Origin of the sequence: Nocardia macrotermitis, from assembly GCF_009604405.1 — a bacterium.
Lineage (GTDB): Bacteria > Actinomycetota > Actinomycetes > Mycobacteriales > Mycobacteriaceae > Nocardia > Nocardia macrotermitis.
Genome location: NZ_WEGK01000001.1, coordinates 646,917 through 664,844 on the forward strand (window position 1 = coordinate 646,917; position 17,928 = coordinate 664,844).

Consider the following 17,928-nt stretch of genomic DNA (forward strand, 5'->3'; position numbering starts at 1 on the left):
GCCGAACCGACAGGAGATGTCATGACCGTCGAACAGCAGCGGGTTGCCGAGGGGGGCGATCTCGATCATCTCGCCGCGCTGGATGATCTGCTCGCGAGCACCGGGTTGTCGGCGGCTGATGCGGGTGGTGAGGTCGTCTTCGACGGGCAGGATCCGATTCTGGCGGCGCGGCATCGGCTGGGCGCGTGCATCGGAGTTCCGCTCATGGGCGCGGCCGTGGGGGCCGTGGCGGTGCATCGCAGACGGGGCGGACCGGCGCAGGATCTGCGTCTGGATCTGCGGCAGGCCGTGCACGGCATCACCCCGCACGCGTTCTGGCATCCGACGCTCGCCGGGGAACTGCCGCCGTTCCCGCTGGTGGCGGACAACCCGTTCCTGCTCGCGCCGTATCGCACCGCCGACGGCCGGACCGTGATGGCCTCGGGCGTGTATCCGCATCTGGCGGCGAAGTGGTGCCGATTCCTGGACGTCCCACCGGATTACGCGAAGGTCGCGGCCGCGTTCGCCGCCCGCGACGCCTTCGAACTCGAGGAATCCGCCAATGCCGCCGGACTCCCCCTGTGCGTCGCGCGAACCCCGCAGGAGTGGCTCGCACATCCGCAGGGCGCGCTACTGGCCACCCGGCCGGTGATCGGCCTGCATCGCATCGGTGACGCCCCTGCACACGACTTCGGCCCGGCCGCAAAACCTTTGGACGGTATCCGGGTGCTGTCGTTCACCCACGCCATCGCCGGTCCGACCGTCGGACGCACCCTCGCCGAACAGGGTGCGGACGTCCTGTGCGCCACCCGCCCCAACGACTACGAACACGATTTCATCTACGCCGAGGCCAATGTGGGCTCCCGCAGCGCCTACGTCGACCTGAACACCGACTCCGGCCGCGAACGCGCCGACCGGCTGCTCGCCGACGCGCACATCGTGGTCAACAACCATCGCGGTGACAAACTCGAGAAGCTCGGCCTCGATCCAGCGCGGCTCGCGGAACGCCATCCGGGCATCATCGTCGTCTCGGTGACCTGCTACGGCTCCGAGGGACCGTGGCGCACGCGCGGCGGATTCGACATGAACGGTTCGGCCGCTTCGGGTCTGATGAGTATCGAGGGCGGCGGCGACCATCCGAAACTCCCCGTCACCGGCATGATCAACGATTTCATCACCGGCTACATGGGCGCGATCGGCGCGCTGGCCGCACTGGTCAAGCGTGGTACCGAGGGCGGGTCCTGGCATGTCACGGTCAATCTCACGCGCACCGCGATGTGGTACCAGACGCTCGGCCTGGTGGATCCGGCCGACGCGGGCTCGGATGACCGGCACACCCTGCGCGAACCCGCCGCCTACGACGCGCAGAGCCCCCTCGGCGACGTGCACATGCTCGCCCCGCGGGTCCGGTTCTCGCACACCACGCCCGCCTGGCCGGACCCGCCGCTGGTGCCGCGCGGGTCGAGCCACCCGCGATGGCGCGGTGTGTGAGCCCGGCTTTCCGTCAGCGTGACGGCTCGGTTTGGGCAAGAATGTCCCCGGAAGGTCGATCCGAACAAAGGATTACACAGATGCGACGACCAGCATGGACCCGTGCGGCGGCAGCCGTGGCGCTCGTGACCCCCGCTGCGTTCGCGGCGCTCGTAATGCCCGCGGCCTCGGCCGCGCCCGCGTTGGCCGCACCGGACGCGCAGTTCACCGCGCCCGCGCCGGGCACCATCACCGCGACCGTGCACAACAAGAACACCCAGCAGGGCACCGTGTGCTGGGCGATCGACACCGACACCAAGACCACCTTCGGCAGCGGCGGTCAGGATTCGTACGCCGGTCCGGGCCGGACGATCACCGTCTCGATCCGGAATCTGCCGAACGGCGTGGTGCACGTGCAGGCGTTCTGCGCGTACCACACCCCGCCGCTGGGGTCGCACGACTACACCTCCTCGACCGCGCCCACGACGGTCACCGTCACCGGCAGCGCACCCACCGGCAGCGCCGGGTAGTTCCCGGAGCCGCGCGACGGCCGGGCTCGCGACGTTCCGTACGTCACGGGCCCGGCCGCGTCGTCTTCCGGCGAATATCGTTGCGGTCAGCTGGTTTCGATCTTCGCCCGATAGTTCCGCAACACCACCGCCAGGCAGCCCAGCGCGACCACAGCACCGGCGACGAGCATGACCGGGTAGCCGAGCCCGGTGGTCTGATTCAGGAACGCCAGCAGCGCGGGCAGGCCGAAACCGATGTAGCAGACCGAGTAGAAGACCGCGGTCAGACCGGCCAGATCCGCGGGTGCGGCGATGCGCTCGACCTCCTGTAGTCCGGCGACCAGGCCGATACCGTTCCCGGAGCCCAGTACGGCCGCCGCGATCAGCGCGATCCACAGCGTCAGGGTGGTCGCCGCGACGGCCGCCAGCACCATTCCGGCGGTGACCAGGACCAGCGCGAGCGTCGCGATGCGTGCCACGCCGGGACGATCGATCCGCCGCGCCACCGACTGGATCAGGAATCCGCAGCCCAGCGTCAACACCGTGAGCAGCGCCGAGAAACCGATCTGCAAGCTGTGGATCTTTCCGGCCAGCAGCGTCGGCAGTACCGCGTAGGCCGTGCCGACCGAGGCGAACACCCAGACCGCCACGGGCAGCGCGACGCCCAGGAAGCGGCGATGTCCAGGCGAGGGAATCCGCAGATCGTCCCGCAGACGTCCCGGATTCGATGCCCGCACAACGGTTTCCGGAACCCGCAGCACCCACGCCGCACCGACCGCGCACAGCGCGACGTTCACCAGATACGGCAGCGAATGCGGCCACGGCGCCCACTGCGCCAGCACCCCGGCGATACCCGCGCCCAGGGCGAATCCCGCGGTCAGGCTCATCGCCGAACGTCGCGCACCCGTTCCGACCGCCGCCGCCGCGGCATACGGCGGCTGCGACAACTCCTTGACCCAGCTTCCGCCCACGGCCATCGCCAACCCCAGCGCCACACCCGAGAGCACCCGGCCGATCGAGAGCATCGCCACCGAATCGGCACCCACGGCCAGCAACAGCGAGGCCGCGGCCGCGATGAACGGCGCGGGACACATCAGCCTGCGCCGCCCGAATCTGTCCGACAGCGGGCCGCCGATCAGCAGTGCGGGCACGATGCCCAACACGTAGTCGAACAGCAGCACGTCGACCGTGGTGACCGACAGGCCGTGGTTCTTGTACATCACCAGCAGCGGGGTGAATTCGTTACCGCCCCAAGCGATCACGAACATCGCCGCCGCCACGCCCCGCCAGGCCCGGGGCGTCGCGACGGTACCGGGCGTGCGCCGGGCCTCGATCACCGAGCTCGTCATCACAGGCCCCGCAGTTCCGACTGGTGCACCCGGGACAGATGGTCGACGAGCAGCGTGGCGAAACCATCGGCGTCACCGGATTCGATCGCGTCGGCCAGGCGGGCGTGCTCCGCGACGATCTTCGCCGCGTTACCCGAATGACGTTGCACCGCAAGACTGTTCATCCGGCGCTGTCTTTCGCGCAGCGAATCGTAGAAGCCGGTCAGGAGTGGATTCCCGGCGGCGACCACGGCCCCGCGATGGAATTCGGTGTCCAGGGCGGCGAACCGGTCGAGTTCTCCGGCCGTGGCGAATTCGCGCTGCGATTCGATCACCGCGCGCAACTCCGCCACCAGCGCGGTCCGATCCTGGGCGACCAGCGCCCGCACCGCGGCCGTCTCCACGACGTACCGGGCGTGCGCGACGTGTTCGGCCTCCCCCGGCGGCACCGGCACCACCAGCGCACCCCGCTTCGGGTACAGCCGCATCCACCCCTCGGCCTCCAGCCGCAGGAACGCCTCCCGCACCGGAGTCCGCGACGTCCCGAGATCCGCCGCGACCTCGCCCTCGCTGATCAACTCGCCCCCGGGCAGCGCACCGCCCAGGATCCGTTCCTTGACCTCGCGATAGGCCCGCTCAGCAGATGAATACGTCATAGACACAAGATGTATCTTACAGCGTCGACCAGCACGCATTCCTCGCGCCCAGACACCCCGGTCATCGCCGCCATCCCGGTCATCGCCGCCATCCCGGTCATCGCCGCCACCCAGGTCATAGCCGCGCCCGCTCCCGCCCGGTCGACAGCGAGCCCGACGCGTGCGGAACCCACCACAGCGCATCTTGTGCGGCTGCCACCTGCATCAGGTCCGATGAGTCCACCGCACCCCGGATCGGATGCGAAATCAGCAGGTCACGGGTGCATGCTCGCACCCTTGGCGACCTTGTCCACGACGTTGCGGGGACCGTAGACCGCGAGGCCGACCAGGTCGAGCGCATCGCCGCCGACCGCGCGTACCGCGGCGCGGTTGGCGGCGTCGTGGCCGGTGGCGAACAGGTCCGAGGTGAACACCGCCGCGTGCAGTCCGCGGGCGCGGGCCTTGGCATGCGCGGACTGCAAGGTCTCCTTGGCGGCCTCGAAGACGAGCACCGGCTGCCGGAACATCGGCAGGTAGCCGGTGCCGTCGGCATCCTCGTACGGTTCGCCGATGACCTCGGGCTGCACCGTTCCCAGGCCGCTGACCAGGAAGGACGTCACATTCAACCGCTGCCACACCGGCAGGTCGTCCCGCAGCAGGACCGCGATCTTGGTATCGAAACGCACATTTTCCATACCGAAGACTGTGCTCCGGCCGGGTGCGCGCGGGCTTGTACGATTCTGGCATGGTTGCGGACGCGGTCGAACAGGTCCGAGCCTGGCAGCCGCGGGTTCCGGGCATCGTCGAGGTGTTCCATGCCCGATTCGTCGAGCACGTCTACCCGATGCACGCCCACGATTCGTGGACGCTGCTCATCGTCGACGAGGGCGCGGTCCGCTACGACCTGGACCGGCACGAATACGGCGTCCTGGGTTCGGCGGTCTCGCTGCTGCCGCCGCACGTCCCGCACAACGGCCAGGCCGCGACCGCGCACGGATTCCGCAAACGGGTGCTGTATCTCGACACCGGCCACCTGCCCGAAACCATGATCGGTTCCGCGGTCGATACGCCGACGTTCCCCGATCCGCTGCTGCACCTGCGCATCCGGCAACTGCACACCGTACTCTCCACTCCCGGTGCGGAATTCGAGGCCACCGAGCGCCTGACCCTGATCCACGACCGCCTCGACACCCTGCTGCGCGGCACCGATCCACCCGCCCGGCATCCGAATCCCCGCCTCGCCCACCGCCTGCGCGATCTGCTCGATTCCCATGCCACACAAGGCATTTCCCTCGACCAGGCCGCCGCCGAACTACACGCCGACCCCACCCACCTGATCCGCGCCTTCGGCCGCGAGTTCGGCATGCCACCCCACCGCTACCTGATCGCACGTCGAGTGGATCTGGCCCGACCTCTGCTACTCAGCGGCATGCCGACCCGAGATGTGGCCGCCGCCACCGGATTTCACGATCAGCCCCACCTGACCAAGCACTTCAAACGAATCCTCGGCACCACCCCCGCCCGCTACGCCCGCAGCGCCGCACCCACCTGAACCCACCGACCGGACAGCCGCCTGCGCACAGCCACCCACGATCAGTTCCGGGGCCTCTCCAGCCCGATCAGGCGGAGGGCGAAATCGGCGTAGCGGGTGGCGAGTTGTTCCGGGGTGACGGTGCCGTCGAGCCGAAACCATTGGGGCAGTGCGGTACACATGGTGGCGATGGCGCGGCCCGCGATGTGGATACCGTCGTCGGCAGGCGTCCGGGTGGCCACGGCTTCGGCAATGACGGCATCGAGGAGATACTGGATCTCGTTGCGGGAGGACGTGATTCGCCTGCGGTTCGGTTCGGTGAGGCTGCGCATCTCGCTCGCGCCGATGAATGCCAGCTTCCGGCGGTGGGTGTGGAACAGGGCCAGGGCCTCGACGGTGTGGGCGAGACGTTCGGCGGGCGTCGCGCCCTGGTCCCGCGCGGCCGGAACACGCCAGTGCAGTTCGTCCATGGTGAGGTCGAGGGCGCGCACCAGCAGTTGCTGCTTGTCCGAATAGTGGTGGTAGACGCCCGGCACACTCATGCCCGCACGGTCGGCTATCGATCGCATGGTCGCGCCGTGATAGCCCGTCTCGACGAACGAGTCCACGGCCGCCTCGAGCGCGGGATCCATTGGCAGCGGCGGGAATTCACGCCAGTCGCGATCGGATGGCACGGGGACGGCGGGCGTGCGGGACCGCGCGGGACGATCCGGCTCCGGCCCGGCATCGCGCTCGCCGATCAGTTGCGACACCGTCGTACCCAACTCCCGCGCCAGAATTCGCAGCCGCGGCACCGAGACGCCGGTGCGGCCGTTCTCGACGGCGCTGAGCGTGGCCGCGCTGACGCCGATACGCCGCGCGGTCTCCCGCAGTGACACACCGGCCGCGGTCCGCGCGGCCCGCACCCGAGCGCCGATATCGTCCGCAGAGCGCTCCCCGACATCCATGCGTTCAGGTTATCCGAACGCACAGATTCCCCGCGTCTCGGCTTTTGACAGAGGTAATCGCTCCATGGCACTGTTTCTACGAACCCCAGCCGAGCGTACGTTCGGGCCATCACGGTGAGGAGTGACTGTGGCGATCGATCTGTCCCATCCAGCCGAAGTTCACGAACTGGCCGAACGCACCCGCGCCTTCGTCCGCGCCACGGTCCTGCCGATCGAGGACGCGAACGGCGGCGACATCGCCGCGGCCGGCGGCGACAAGATCCGCGTCGAGATGCAGCAGGCCGCGCGGGACGCGGGCGTCTTCGCACCGCACGCACCGATCGAATACGGCGGCCACGGCCTGGGCATGTCGGATCGCGCACCGGTGTTCGAGGAGGCCGGATACTCGCTGTTCGGCCCGACCGCGCTCAATATCGCGGCGCCGGACGAGGGCAATGTGCACATGCTCGCCCACATCGCCGATCCGGAGCAGAAGCAGCAGTTCCTCGAACCCCTCGCCCGCGGTGACGTGCGTTCGGCGTTCGCGATGACCGAACCGGCGCCGGGCGCGGGCTCGGATCCCTCGGCCCTGGCCACCCGCGCGGTGCGCGCCGAGGGCGGCTGGCGGATCAACGGCCACAAGTGGTTCATCACCGGCGCGGACGGCGCGGGTTTCTTCATCATCATGGCCCGCACCTCCGGTGAGCCGGGCCAGCGCGGCGGCGCGACGATGTTCCTGGCGCCCGCAGACACTCCCGGCATCCGGGTCGACCGACACATCGAAACCCTGGACCGGTCGATGATCGGCGGGCACTGCGAGGTGTTCTTCGACGACGTGCTGGTCCCCGATTCGGCGGTGCTCGGCGCGGTCGATCGCGGTTTCGAATACGCGCAGGTGCGCCTGGGCCCGGCCCGGATGACGCACGTGATGCGCTGGCTGGGCGCGGCCCGCCGCGGCCACGACGTCGCGGTGGCGCACGTGGCCGAACGGCGGGGTTTCGGATCGCGCCTCGGTGATCTGGGCATGATCCAGAAGATGATCGCCGACAACGAGATCGATATCGCCGCCACCCGCGCCCTGCTCACGCAGGCATGCTGGGAACTCGATCGCGGCGAACCCGCCGCCAACGCCACCTCCATCGCGAAAACCTTTGCCGCGGAAGCGATCTTCCGCATCGTCGACCGCAGCGTGCAGATGTGCGGCGGCCTCGGCGTGTCCGGCGATCTCCCGCTGGCCCGGTTGTCCCGCGAGGTGCGTCCCTTCCGCATCTACGACGGCCCCTCGGAGGTTCACCGCTGGGCCATCGCCAAGCGTGCCGTCGGCGCTGCTCGTCGCGCCCGCCGCGACGCCGAGTCACAGTAGGTCTCGGCGCAGGACTACCTGCGCACCCGAGCCGACGTGCCTGAAGTCCTTCGTCTCGCCGACCCCGGCCGGTGAGACGAAGGACTTCCGCTTGTCGAGCCGGACGCGCGGAAAGCTCCGGATCGGCTGTCCCGATGTGCGACTGTGTATTTCACGCGGCACTGTCGGTATCGGCGATTCCGTGTGACGATCGGACCGGTCCGTCACCCGCACGGAACCGCATGCGTTCCCAACGGGCGCTGCCGACCCCGCGAGGAGCGCGCCATGACCGAGGACGATCGGACTCCGAGCGCGGAAAACCCCGCTGCGCCTGAGCAATCCGGCAATCGCGGACGGCCACCGATCGCGTGGCGTCCGGTACTCGTGGTCGCGGCGGTGGCGGGAATCGTGCATCTGGTGGTGGCCACGCGTTTCGGATGGCATCGCGACGAGTTCTACTACGTGCTGTGCGGTCGGCATCCGGATTGGGGTTATGTCGATCAGCCGCCGCTGGCCCCGCTGCTGGCGCGGTTCGCCGCCGATCTGCCGGGTGGAGTGCTACCGCTGCGGTTACTGGCGATTGCCGCCCAGATCGGTTGTGTCCTACTGGTTTCCGCACTGACGGCCGAGCTCGGTGGTGGACGACGAGCGCAGCCGCTCGCCGCCGCAGCTGTCGCGGCCTGTCCGGTGTTCGTGGCGGCTTCGATGCTGTTCGGTACGACGGTGCTCGACCAACTGGGCTGGATTGCGGTACTCGCACTCACCGCGCGGGCGCTGCGGCTGCGCACGACTCGGGCGTGGCTCACCGCGGGCCTCGTGGCCGGTATCGGGCTGGAGACCAAGAACACGCTCGCGGTGCTACTGATAGGCATCGTCGTCGGTCTGATGGTCCTCCGCCGCAACGTATTACGCCGCCCAGGCCCCTGGCTGGCCGGTGGGCTGGCGGTCCTCATCGCGGTGCCGAACCTCATCTGGGACGCACGACATCAGTGGGCGAATCTGCACATGGCGCAGACGCTGTCCGATCAGCAGGGCGGCCCGCTCGGCGCACTGACCCAGCTGCCGTCGTTGCTGTTGCTGTTGGCCGGGCCGCCGCTGATCGCCCTGTGGTATTCCGGTGTGCGCCACCTGATTTCGCGTGACGGCCGCGATCATCGCTGGCTGCTGGTTACGGCCGGGGTGGTCCTGCTGCTCATCACCGCGAGCAGCGGCAAGAGCTACTACGCCGCCCCAATACTGGCGGGCCTGTTCGCCGCCGGGGCAGTGCGAATCGAGAACCGCGCACACCACCGCTGGCGCTGGTCACTCGCCATCGCCGCATCCGCGATCATCGCGATCGTGATCGGTCTGCCGATACTCCCACCACGCATGGAAACCGCACTGCGCCCGATCAACCCGCAACCAATGGAAACCTACGGCTGGCCCCGACACATCGACCAGATCGCCCGTGCCGCAACACCATTCCCCGCCGAAGTCCCCATCTTCACGAGCAATTACGGCGAGGCCGGAGCGCTGAGCATCCTGGGCCGGTCAGCCGGACTACACCGACCGATACTCAGCGCCCACAACAACTACCTGCTCTGGGGCCCACCGCCAGGCACCCCAAACACTGTCCTGTGCGTCGGCCAGTGGAACACGACCTACCTGCACCGCTTCTGGAACCAGGTCACCGAAATCGCACCCCTGACCCTGCCGAACGGACTGACCGACCAGGAAACCGCCCAGCACGCCGCCATCTACCTGTGCACCGAGCCACGCGGCACCTGGGCGCAAATGTGGCCCCGCCTACGGCATCTCGACTGAAGTTCCGCCACACCTCAACGACCCACCAGACCTCCGCGACCGCCGCAGCAGCGCGACCGGCGCACGGTGCCCAGGCTTCGCTCCATCCCTGTGCGGCAAGCGATTTCACTCGTACCGCACCATCACTACGTGTTGTATGTGCCATAAATCATTGGTACGGTACATAACCTGACGTCAGATCGGGCGCATCGCACCCGATTGTCCGCAAAGTACGCACGATCAACCGAAATGCGCTGGGCAGCAACATGTCCGGCCACTGTGACCATCGGCGTTCCGATACGCCGACGCCCGTCCGGGCTCCCCCGTCGACACCGCTCCGGGCCTGTCCGCCCCGACCGCGCGTCGAGTCGAATGTTGGAGAGACAGCATGCCTTTCGATACCCGTACCTTCAGTTTCAGCAATACGGACCTGGTCGTCGATCCGTATCCCGCATACGCACAGATCCGCGAGCGGGAACCGATCCACTACTCGACGATGTACGGCGGCTCCTGGCTGCTGTTCTCCTACGAGGATGCCGTGGCCCTGCTGCGCGACCCGCGCCTGACGAACAATCGCGCCACCCTGCCGATCAAGGCGCTGCCCGAACACCAACGCGGCGAGTTCGACGAGTTCGTCGCCTTCCTGCACACCTGGACCGCATTCCGGGAAGGCGAACAGCACACGATGCGGCGCGCGCGACTGAACTCGGTCTTCCGGGCGCTCACGCCGACGCGGGTCACCGAGGTCGCGCAGCAGGTCACCGACCGGCTCATCGATAGCTGGGAGGGACGCGAAAAGGTCGATCTGGTAAAGGATTTCGCCCGGCCACTACCCGCGATGATGCTGACGAGCCTGATCGGCGCGCCACAGCACGATCACGCACAGTTGGACCATTGGTCGGACCAACTCGCCTACCTGTTCGGCACCAGCGCGCTCACCGCCGAGGATGTCCGGCGCGCCTGGGACGGCGCTCAGGAACTCATGACCTATCTGGAGGCCCTGGCCGCCGAACTGACCGGGCCGGGGAATCACGGCATGCTCGGGGAACTGCTCACCACCGGCGGCCCCGGATACGACTTCAGCGTGGCCGAAGCGTGCGCCCAGTGCGTGTTGATGTTGTTCGCGGGTATCGAGCCGTCACGGCATCTGATCGGAAACGCGATGATGGCGCTGCACCGCTTCCCGGACCAGCGAGGACTGCTGCGGAACGATCCGCGCCTGTGGCCCGCGGCGATCGAGGAATTCATGCGATTCGACCCGCCCGTGCAGTACATCGGCCGCCTGGCCGCGGAGTCGTTCGACTATCGCGGCCATCGGATCGAGCGGGGACAGCCGGTGCTGCCGTACATCGGCTCGGCCAACCGGGACCCGAAACAGTTCGTCGACCCCGACATCCTCGATATCCGCCGCCGGGGCAGACATCTGTCGTTCAGCGAGGGCGTGCATCGCTGCATCGGCGCCGGACTCGTCCGCACCCAGACCACGGTCGCCCTGCGCACCCTGTTGACCAGGATCCCGGATCTGGAGGTGTGCACGGACCCGGCACCGCACTGGAACGCCTACGTGGGCTTCCACGGTCTGCAATCACTCACCGTGTCGGTGCCGAATATCACGCCCGCCGCGATGACGACCGCACGTTAGCGCGTTCGCGGCCACACGAATTCGAATCATCGGAGTCCGATCAGCGTCTGCCGCAGGCAGATTGAAACGTTACAACGTCAATCAGCCCGGACCGCAGCTGATTTCGGATGCACATCGGTCGCCGCGAAGCGAGAGGAGGCGGGCCCACCCGAGACCCGCCTCCTGCTCGGCTACGCGTACTCGTAGAACCCGCGACCGGTCTTGCGGCCCAGCCGGCCCGCGTCGACCATGCGGCGCAGCAGTGCGGGCGGCGCGTAGTGCGACTCGGCGAATTCGGCGTACAGCGACTCCGCCGCGGCCAGGCCGATGTCCAGGCCGACGGTGTCCAGCAGGGTCAGCGGACCCATCGGGTAGCCGCAGCCGCCCTTCATCGCCGCGTCGATGTCCTCGGCCGAGGCGTACCCCGATTCGAGCATCCGCACCGCCTGACACAGGTACGGGATGAGCAGCGCGTTGACGATGAACCCGGACCGGTCACCGGCTTGCACGGTGGTCTTGTGCAGCGTGTTCTTCGCGTAATCGGTGACCGCGGCGGCGATTTCGGGCGCGGTGACCAGCGTAGAGATGATCTCCACCAGCGGCATCACCGGCACCGGGTTGAAGAAGTGCATGCCCAGCACCCGTTCAGGACGCCGCGTCGCGCCCGCGACCTTGATCACCGGAATCGAGGAGGTGTTGCTCGCCAGAATGCCTTCGGGCTTCACGATCTCGTCGAGCTTGCCGAAGATGTCGTACTTCAGCGCCTCGATCTCCGGGGCCGCCTCGATCACCAGGTCGCGATCGGCGAACTCGCCGAGGTCCAGGGTCACCCGCACGCGCGCGATCGCGGCGTCGGCGTCCTCCTGGCTGATCTTGCCCTTGCTCACGCCGCGCGAGATCGACTTGGCGACCCGCTGCTGCGCGGCCTCGACCAGTTCCTGCTTCGTCTCGAGGACCAGGACCTCACTTCCGGCCTTGGCGCATACCTCGGCGATGCCCGCGCCCATCGTGCCGCCACCGATCACACCGATCAGCTTCACAGTCATCACTCCACATCCTGTTCGACAACAGTTCCCGGCCCAGGGCCACCGCTCAGAATACGAAGCGCCGGATCACCGCCCGCACCCCGCCATAGGCATGGGACATTCCTCACAACCCGGGCCGAAATTTGTATTCTCAAAAATAGAGAAGATAATCTCGATCTAGCGAGAGGATGATTCTCGAGCGATCCGCGCCGGTCTGGCCGGAACCGATGCGCAGGCCACGGGCGGAAAGGATCCCCGCATGACCGTCACCGACAACGACCTCCCCCTGCTCGCCGACGACGCTCCACAACCGGTCGTCACCGAGATCGACGGTATCCCGATCTCGGGTCTGCTCGCGCGGGCCCGCACTCCGCGCGCCGCGGTCGTCGCGCTGCACGGCGGCGCGACCACCTCCCGGTACTTCGACTGCCCCGGCCATCCGGACCTGTCACTGCTGCGCACCGCGGCCGCCGCCGGATTCACCGTGCTGGCGTTGGACCGGCCCGGATACGGCAGTTCGCACCCGTTCGGCGCAAGCCTGTCGGACCCGCAGCAGCGCGTCGAACTCATGTACCGCGCGATCGATGCGCATCTGGACGCGGCCTCGCGCGGCGCCGGCGTGTTCCTGCTGGGCCATTCGGCCGGATGCGAGACCACGGTCCGGATGGCCGCGGACGCCGAGCGCGGTCCCGAACTGCTGGGCCTGGAGATCTCGGGCACCGGCCGGGAGCGGCAGCCCGAGGCCGAGGAAATCCTCTCGGTGCGGCCCCGGCCCGACAACGTCCGGGTCGGCCGATTGCTGTGGGAGCCCGCGCGGTTGTATCCGCCGGAACATGTCGGCGGCGGGCTGATCGGCTCGGCCGGGCCGGGCTTCGAGGGCAAACTCGTCCAGGAGTGGGCGCGGACGCATTTCCCGGAGCTCGGTCCGCGCGTACGGATTCCGGTGCGTTTCACCGTCGCCGACCACGAGCAGGTCTGGCGCAACGACCCCGCCGGGCTGCGCGAGGTCGCCGAGCTGTTCCCCGCCGTCCCGCGCCTGGTGCTGAACATCCAGCGCAACTCCGGGCACAACATCAGCATCGGGCATACCGCGACGGCCTACCACCTCGCGGTGCTGGCCTTCGCCGCGGAATGCGTCGTGGCCCGGGAGAGCGGTGAATTCAGCGGTCCGGCAAGGCAATTCGACGGCCTCGCTGATCCGAGCTGAATCCACCGCACCGATCAGGAGGCGCGCACGGCGTACGACCGGGCGCGGGCCGCGAGTTGCTCGGCCCGCTGCTCCGGCGTGACCCGGATCAGATCGGGCAACTGCGCGAGTTCGGCCGCGTCGACGACCCGGAACTCCCGCACGAACCCCGCGACGTCCGGCTCCCCCGGCACGGCCTGCCAGCGCACGATGCCCAGCCCCTGCCGCAACCCGGCCGTGGAGAGCCAATTCGCCACGCCCGGATCGGATTTCGAGATCACACAGGTGACCGTGCCGTCCGGGTTCGCCCGCGACTGCGCGGTGTTCAGACTGACCTGATGCCGCGTGACGTCCGCGCCGATCATCCAGGGATCCAGGATCTGGAAGCCCGAGTACGCGGCGTCGTTGGGCTGCGTGGTCACCACGATCGCCTGGTCGTCGGCCAGATCGAAACTCAGCGCGGCGATGAATCCGGACAGGCTGCCGTTGCGGCCCTGCACCGGGGTGATCGCATTGCCGCGCAGGCCGCCGAACCAGCCCTCCGGGAAGCCGGACCAGAAGCGGATGTAGGGCGGCAGATCACGCTGAATCGCTTGCAGGACATCCGCATCCGAGGCGTGCAGCCCCGGTGTGCTGTCCAGCGGATGCAGTTCGAGTGCGCACGGCTGCTGTGTCCAGTCGTCGAGCATGTCGCGGAAGCCGAGCGTCAACTGTCCCGGCTGCGACGACATGTGTACCGCGCCTTCGGGATTCGGTCCGATGGTGAAGCGGAAGGTGCCGTCCGGCGCGACGTCCAGATCACGATCGCTGATACTGGCCAGCGGGGTGAGATCCGATTTCTTGCCGTCCATCGGCGGTGGCGAGACCTTCGAGCCGCGATGCAGTTCCAGCGTCACCTGCGCGGGGCGATTCGCCATGTCGAAACGCCCGGTGACCTCGTAGCGGCGGGTGCCGTCGATGACCGCCAAGCGGTAGACCGCGTCCGGGTTGTCACCGGAGGTGCCGATGCCCGGCACGGTGTGCCCCATCCAGGTGCGCGGGGTGTTGTCGGTGACCAGGATGATCGCCGGAATCTCTTGGTGCACCGCGATTTCCGCCATGATCAACGAGTTCGTCCACTCGTCGACGGCGTGGTCCAGGGTCGCGGCGCCGGATTCGGATCGGCCGCGCGGGGTGTCGGCCAGTTCCTTGCGGATCTCGGCCCGCAACTCCGCCAGCAGTGGGTCATCCAGCAGGCGAAGGAGTGTGCGTTCGGCCGCGATCTGGGCGGGCGTGGCCAGCAACGGCCGGACCGGGTCGCCGGGATGCGTTGTCGCCTGCGATGATTCGCTCATACTTCGACAGCGTAGGACCGCCGGATACCCCACGGCCAATACGGATCTCGGCATTCTGTCATACAGAAATTCGATACCAGGTATCGTCCCACCACCATGGACACTCACCGGCTCGAGTACTTTCAGCGAGTCGCCGAGGAGGGCTCGATCTCGCGGGCCGCGACCCTGCTGGGTATCGCGCAGCCCGCGCTGAGCCGCCAGATCCGGCTGCTCGAGGAGGATCTCGGCATCACATTGTTCCACCGCACCCGGCGCGGTGTGCAACTCACCGACGATGGCGAACGGCTGCGCGCGGCCACCGCGGCGCCGCTGCGTCAGCTCGAACTCGCCCTGCAGTACGCGGGCTCGCCCCTGGCGCGGATCGAGCGGGGCGTGCACATCGGCATGGTGCCGACGGTCGCCGCGATCCTGTCCGCGCCGCTGCTGACCAGTCTGCGAATCGCGTTCCCGCGCGCCAGTTTTCACGTCACGGTCGCCGGGACCGACCAGCTCGTCGCCGAGATGTTGCGCGGCACGATCGATACCGCGGTGATCAATCAGGTCTCCGACGACCGCCTGTTCGTGCGCGATCTGCTGATCGAGGATCTGGTCGTGGTCGGCGGACCGAACACCGAGCTGCGCCCGGATCACCCCGTAACCTTCACCCGGTTGATCGAATTACCGCTGCTGCTACCGGAATCGACGATGGGGATCGCGAGTTCGGTCGAGAACACCGCCCTGCGGACCAGGGTGCGCATCCGCTCCCCGATCGTCACCGATTCCCTGCGCGTCACCCTCGACCTGCTCGCGCGCGGTGCGGGTTACGCGGTGCTGCCGCTGTCGGCGTGCGGGCCGGAAATCGCGTCCGAGCGGCTGCGATACGCGCCGCTGATCGATCCCGCGTTGACCCAGCATCTGGGCGTCGCGGCCTCCGCACGCCTGGATCTGCCGCGCGAATTCGCCACCAAGATCGGCGATGTGCTGCGCCAGGAGACCTCGGAACTCACCCGCTCGGGCGCGTGGCAGGCCAAGTTCCTTGCCGAACAGCGCTGGAATCCCAACCGGGCGTGAGGGTTTCGGGCGCGCGGGCTTCGGGCGCGCGGGCTTCGGGCGCGCGGGCTTCGGACGGGAGGGCTTCGGGCGTCAGGTTTGGGCGGCGGCAAGTGCGCCCTGAAGTGCGCCGAGACAGCTCGTGCGGACCTGTTCCCGGGTGAGCGTGCCGTATTCCAGCCATTCCAGGCAGAGAGTGTGCACGAACATCAGCCAGGCGGTGAGCAGGGCGGACATGAGTTCACGGGCCGGGCTCGCCAGGTTCATCGCCGCGAGCATCACCTCGCGCATGGCGGTGTGCTCACCGAAGACGATGGCCTGGACCACCGGATCGCCGGACAGGGCGCGATTGGCGGCCAGGACCGTATTGCGGTTCGTCGCGAAGTACTCCAGATGCGCGTCCAGGCCCGCGGCTACCTGATCAGTAAGCGGGAGGTCGCCGTCGAGGTGCACCACCGCTTGCAGAGCCTCGGCGGCGCGCTGGTAGATCGCGGCGAACAGGGCGCTCTTGGTCGGGAAATGGCGGTAGAGCAGCGCTCGCGACACCCCGGCCCGCTCGGCGATCCGATCCATCTGCACCCGGTCGTAGGGCAGTTCCGCGAACGCCCGCGCGCCGATGTCGAGCAGTTCGGCGCGACGCTGTTCGGGTGTCAGTCGGCGGCGCGGCGGCATCGCCCCAGACTAGTTGACGCGTGTGCACTAGCGGAGTTACGCTCGGATCACTAGTTGACATACGTCTACTAACCGAGGGAAGGGCCGCCATGCGTGCCGTATTGCGTTGGTTCCTCATCGTTTTCGGCGTCGCCTGCGCACTGATCGCACTGGCGCACATCTTCATCGGCCCGCGCACCATCATCGGCGCGAACACCCCCAACGCCACCCTCGACGGCGATATGCGCATGGTGATGGTGCTGTTCCTGACCTACGGCCTGCTATGCGTCTGGGCCGCAAGGGATCTGGACCGTCACGCGGGCCTGATCCACCTGCTCATGCTGGTCTTCTTCGTCGGTGGCCTGGTCCGTCTGTTGACCGTGGCCTACGTCGGCTGGCCGCACTGGTTCTACATCGCCATGCTCGTCGTCGAAATCGTTGTGCCGCTGATCTATTCGCCGCTCCTGCGACAGCTCACCGGCCGCCCGACAGCCGCGGACCTGACCGAACTCGCCCGGTAGCCACCAGCAGCGACCGACAAGCCCCCCGGCGGTCATCGGCCGATGGACCGAGTTCCGACAGTGAGCTCATCGAGAACCGCTTCGACAAGAGCCACATCAGCGGACTCATCCGATTCGGGAGGGTGGCACGATGCGCGTCATCCCGAGGCACGCCCATCGGCCCGAACCGCGAGGTCGACACCCAGGATCCGGTCCAGAGTGCGGGCACCCGAATCGGTGAGTTGCAGCGCGCGGCGGGTGCGGTGACGGACCACCCAGCCCGCCGATTCCATCCGGGTCAGGAGTGCCGCGCCGAGTGCGCCGCTGAGGTGATGACGCTGTTCGCTCCAGTCGACGCAGAAACGCAGCAGCGGGCGACGCTGGTCGCTGGTCGCGGCCAGATCGACACCCAGCGCGGCGAAGATCGGCTCGGCGTCGGGACCCAGTTCGTAGGGGTGGGCATGAACAGGGGCGGACAACCGATCCCCGTCGGCACGTTCGATACCGGACAACCCATCGGTGCGGATCAGGGCACCGCGATCGAGCAGCGCCTCGGTGACCGCGACACCGAGCCGACCGGCAAGATGGTCGTAGCAACTGCGCGCACGACGCAGCGCCGCGGCCCGCGTCGACTCCCGCAGCGAACGCACCGGCCGCGTCGGAGCGAGCGCGGCCACCGCCTCGATCGCGGCGCCGACCCGCGCATCGGCCAAACGGTAGTAGCGATGCCGCCCCGAACGCTCCACACTCAGCAACCCGCCATCCACCAGCCGCGCGAGATGCTCACTCGCCGTGGACGCCGCCACCCCCGCCTCCGCAGCCAGCACCGACGCCGGCAGCGCCCGCCCATCCGCCAGGCTGAGCAGCACCCGCGCCCGCGTCGCATCGGCCAGCAGCGCGCCGATCGACGCGACATCGGCGTATCCGTACAGGGGCCGGTCATCGGTCATCCCCCAAGTCTGCCCCGCCGACACTTCGGTATCGACCGAACCATGAGCGCGCCGACGGCATCCGAAGCAACCGCATGGCGAGGCAACCTGTACACGCCCATTCTTCCGTCCACACCGAAGTATCGACGCG

Annotated in this window: 17 protein-coding genes; 9 read left to right on the top strand and 8 right to left on the bottom strand. The window is 68.2% G+C overall.

Annotated elements, in window-relative coordinates; translation table 11 throughout:
• The first annotated feature begins 21 nt into the window (after positions 1-21).
• Positions 22-1,470 (top strand): CoA transferase, encoded by a 1,449-nt coding sequence (locus NRB20_RS02865; protein ID WP_194289694.1) that lies wholly within the window; start codon positions 22-24, stop codon positions 1,468-1,470.
• An 80-nt stretch (positions 1,471-1,550) separates the two neighbouring features.
• On the top strand, positions 1,551-1,979 hold the full coding sequence (locus tag NRB20_RS02870; protein ID WP_153407554.1) for a hypothetical protein: 429 nt from the start codon (positions 1,551-1,553) through the stop codon (positions 1,977-1,979).
• An 86-nt stretch (positions 1,980-2,065) separates the two neighbouring features.
• Here the strand turns inward: NRB20_RS02870 and NRB20_RS02875 are convergent, their stop codons facing one another.
• The 3 genes from NRB20_RS02875 to NRB20_RS02885 all read right to left on the bottom strand — a co-directional run bounded on the left by NRB20_RS02875 (position 2,066) and on the right by NRB20_RS02885 (position 4,616).
• Complete coding sequence (locus NRB20_RS02875; protein ID WP_153407555.1) at positions 2,066-3,307, bottom strand: MFS transporter; 1,242 nt, start codon at positions 3,305-3,307, stop codon at positions 2,066-2,068.
• Complete coding sequence (locus NRB20_RS02880; protein ID WP_153407556.1) at positions 3,307-3,942, bottom strand: GntR family transcriptional regulator; 636 nt, start codon at positions 3,940-3,942, stop codon at positions 3,307-3,309. Before NRB20_RS02880 ends, NRB20_RS02875 begins: the two co-directional genes overlap by 1 nt.
• 254 nt (positions 3,943-4,196) lie before the next feature.
• A complete protein-coding gene (locus NRB20_RS02885) occupies positions 4,197-4,616 on the bottom strand; it encodes a DUF2000 domain-containing protein (protein WP_153407557.1) in 420 nt (139 codons plus the stop codon).
• Positions 4,617-4,666: 50 nt separating this feature from the next.
• Here NRB20_RS02885 and NRB20_RS02890 point away from each other — a divergent pair, with 50 nt between their 5' ends.
• Entirely contained in the window at positions 4,667-5,473 is an 807-nt protein-coding gene (locus tag NRB20_RS02890) for an AraC family transcriptional regulator (RefSeq protein ID WP_153407558.1), read from the top strand.
• A gap of 41 nt (positions 5,474-5,514) precedes the next feature.
• Here NRB20_RS02890 and NRB20_RS02895 read toward each other — a convergent pair whose 3' ends face one another.
• On the bottom strand, positions 5,515-6,399 hold the full coding sequence (locus NRB20_RS02895; RefSeq protein WP_153407559.1) for a TetR family transcriptional regulator: 885 nt from the start codon (positions 6,397-6,399) through the stop codon (positions 5,515-5,517).
• A 127-nt stretch (positions 6,400-6,526) separates the two neighbouring features.
• Here NRB20_RS02895 and NRB20_RS02900 point away from each other — a divergent pair, with 127 nt between their 5' ends.
• The 3 genes from NRB20_RS02900 (at position 6,527) to NRB20_RS02910 (ending at position 11,144) form a co-directional block, all read left to right on the top strand.
• Positions 6,527-7,741, top strand: a complete 1,215-nt coding sequence (locus NRB20_RS02900; protein WP_319944373.1) for an acyl-CoA dehydrogenase family protein — start codon at positions 6,527-6,529, stop codon at positions 7,739-7,741.
• 264 nt (positions 7,742-8,005) lie between these two features.
• Complete coding sequence (locus NRB20_RS02905; protein ID WP_153407560.1) at positions 8,006-9,523, top strand: glycosyltransferase family 39 protein; 1,518 nt, start codon at positions 8,006-8,008, stop codon at positions 9,521-9,523.
• 367 nt (positions 9,524-9,890) lie between these two features.
• Positions 9,891-11,144, top strand: coding sequence for a cytochrome P450 (locus NRB20_RS02910; RefSeq protein ID WP_153407561.1), 1,254 nt, complete (start codon positions 9,891-9,893; stop codon positions 11,142-11,144).
• Between the two features lie 170 nt (positions 11,145-11,314).
• Here the strand turns inward: NRB20_RS02910 and NRB20_RS02915 are convergent, their stop codons facing one another.
• Positions 11,315-12,163: a 3-hydroxybutyryl-CoA dehydrogenase gene (locus NRB20_RS02915; protein WP_319944434.1), complete on the bottom strand. Its 849-nt coding sequence runs from the start codon at positions 12,161-12,163 to the stop codon at positions 11,315-11,317.
• 244 nt (positions 12,164-12,407) lie between these two features.
• On the opposite strand from NRB20_RS02915, the gene NRB20_RS02920 reads away from it, so the two are divergent.
• A complete protein-coding gene (locus NRB20_RS02920; RefSeq protein ID WP_153407563.1) occupies positions 12,408-13,355 on the top strand; it encodes an alpha/beta hydrolase in 948 nt (315 codons plus the stop codon).
• 14 nt (positions 13,356-13,369) lie between these two features.
• On the opposite strand, the gene NRB20_RS02925 is transcribed toward NRB20_RS02920, so the two are convergent.
• Positions 13,370-14,668: a hypothetical protein gene (locus NRB20_RS02925; protein ID WP_153407564.1), complete on the bottom strand. Its 1,299-nt coding sequence runs from the start codon at positions 14,666-14,668 to the stop codon at positions 13,370-13,372.
• A 96-nt stretch (positions 14,669-14,764) separates the two neighbouring features.
• Between NRB20_RS02925 and NRB20_RS02930 the strand changes: the two genes are divergently transcribed.
• Positions 14,765-15,718, top strand: coding sequence for a LysR family transcriptional regulator (locus tag NRB20_RS02930; RefSeq protein WP_153407565.1), 954 nt, complete (start codon positions 14,765-14,767; stop codon positions 15,716-15,718).
• 72 nt (positions 15,719-15,790) lie between these two features.
• Here the strand turns inward: NRB20_RS02930 and NRB20_RS02935 are convergent, their stop codons facing one another.
• Positions 15,791-16,369, bottom strand: coding sequence for a TetR/AcrR family transcriptional regulator (locus NRB20_RS02935; protein WP_153407566.1), 579 nt, complete (start codon positions 16,367-16,369; stop codon positions 15,791-15,793).
• An 89-nt stretch (positions 16,370-16,458) separates the two neighbouring features.
• Here NRB20_RS02935 and NRB20_RS02940 point away from each other — a divergent pair, with 89 nt between their 5' ends.
• Positions 16,459-16,869, top strand: coding sequence for a DUF4345 domain-containing protein (locus NRB20_RS02940; protein WP_153407567.1), 411 nt, complete (start codon positions 16,459-16,461; stop codon positions 16,867-16,869).
• A gap of 137 nt (positions 16,870-17,006) precedes the next feature.
• Here NRB20_RS02940 and NRB20_RS02945 read toward each other — a convergent pair whose 3' ends face one another.
• Entirely contained in the window at positions 17,007-17,798 is a 792-nt protein-coding gene (locus tag NRB20_RS02945) for an ArsR/SmtB family transcription factor (protein ID WP_153407568.1), read from the bottom strand.
• Positions 17,799-17,928 lie beyond the last annotated feature (130 nt).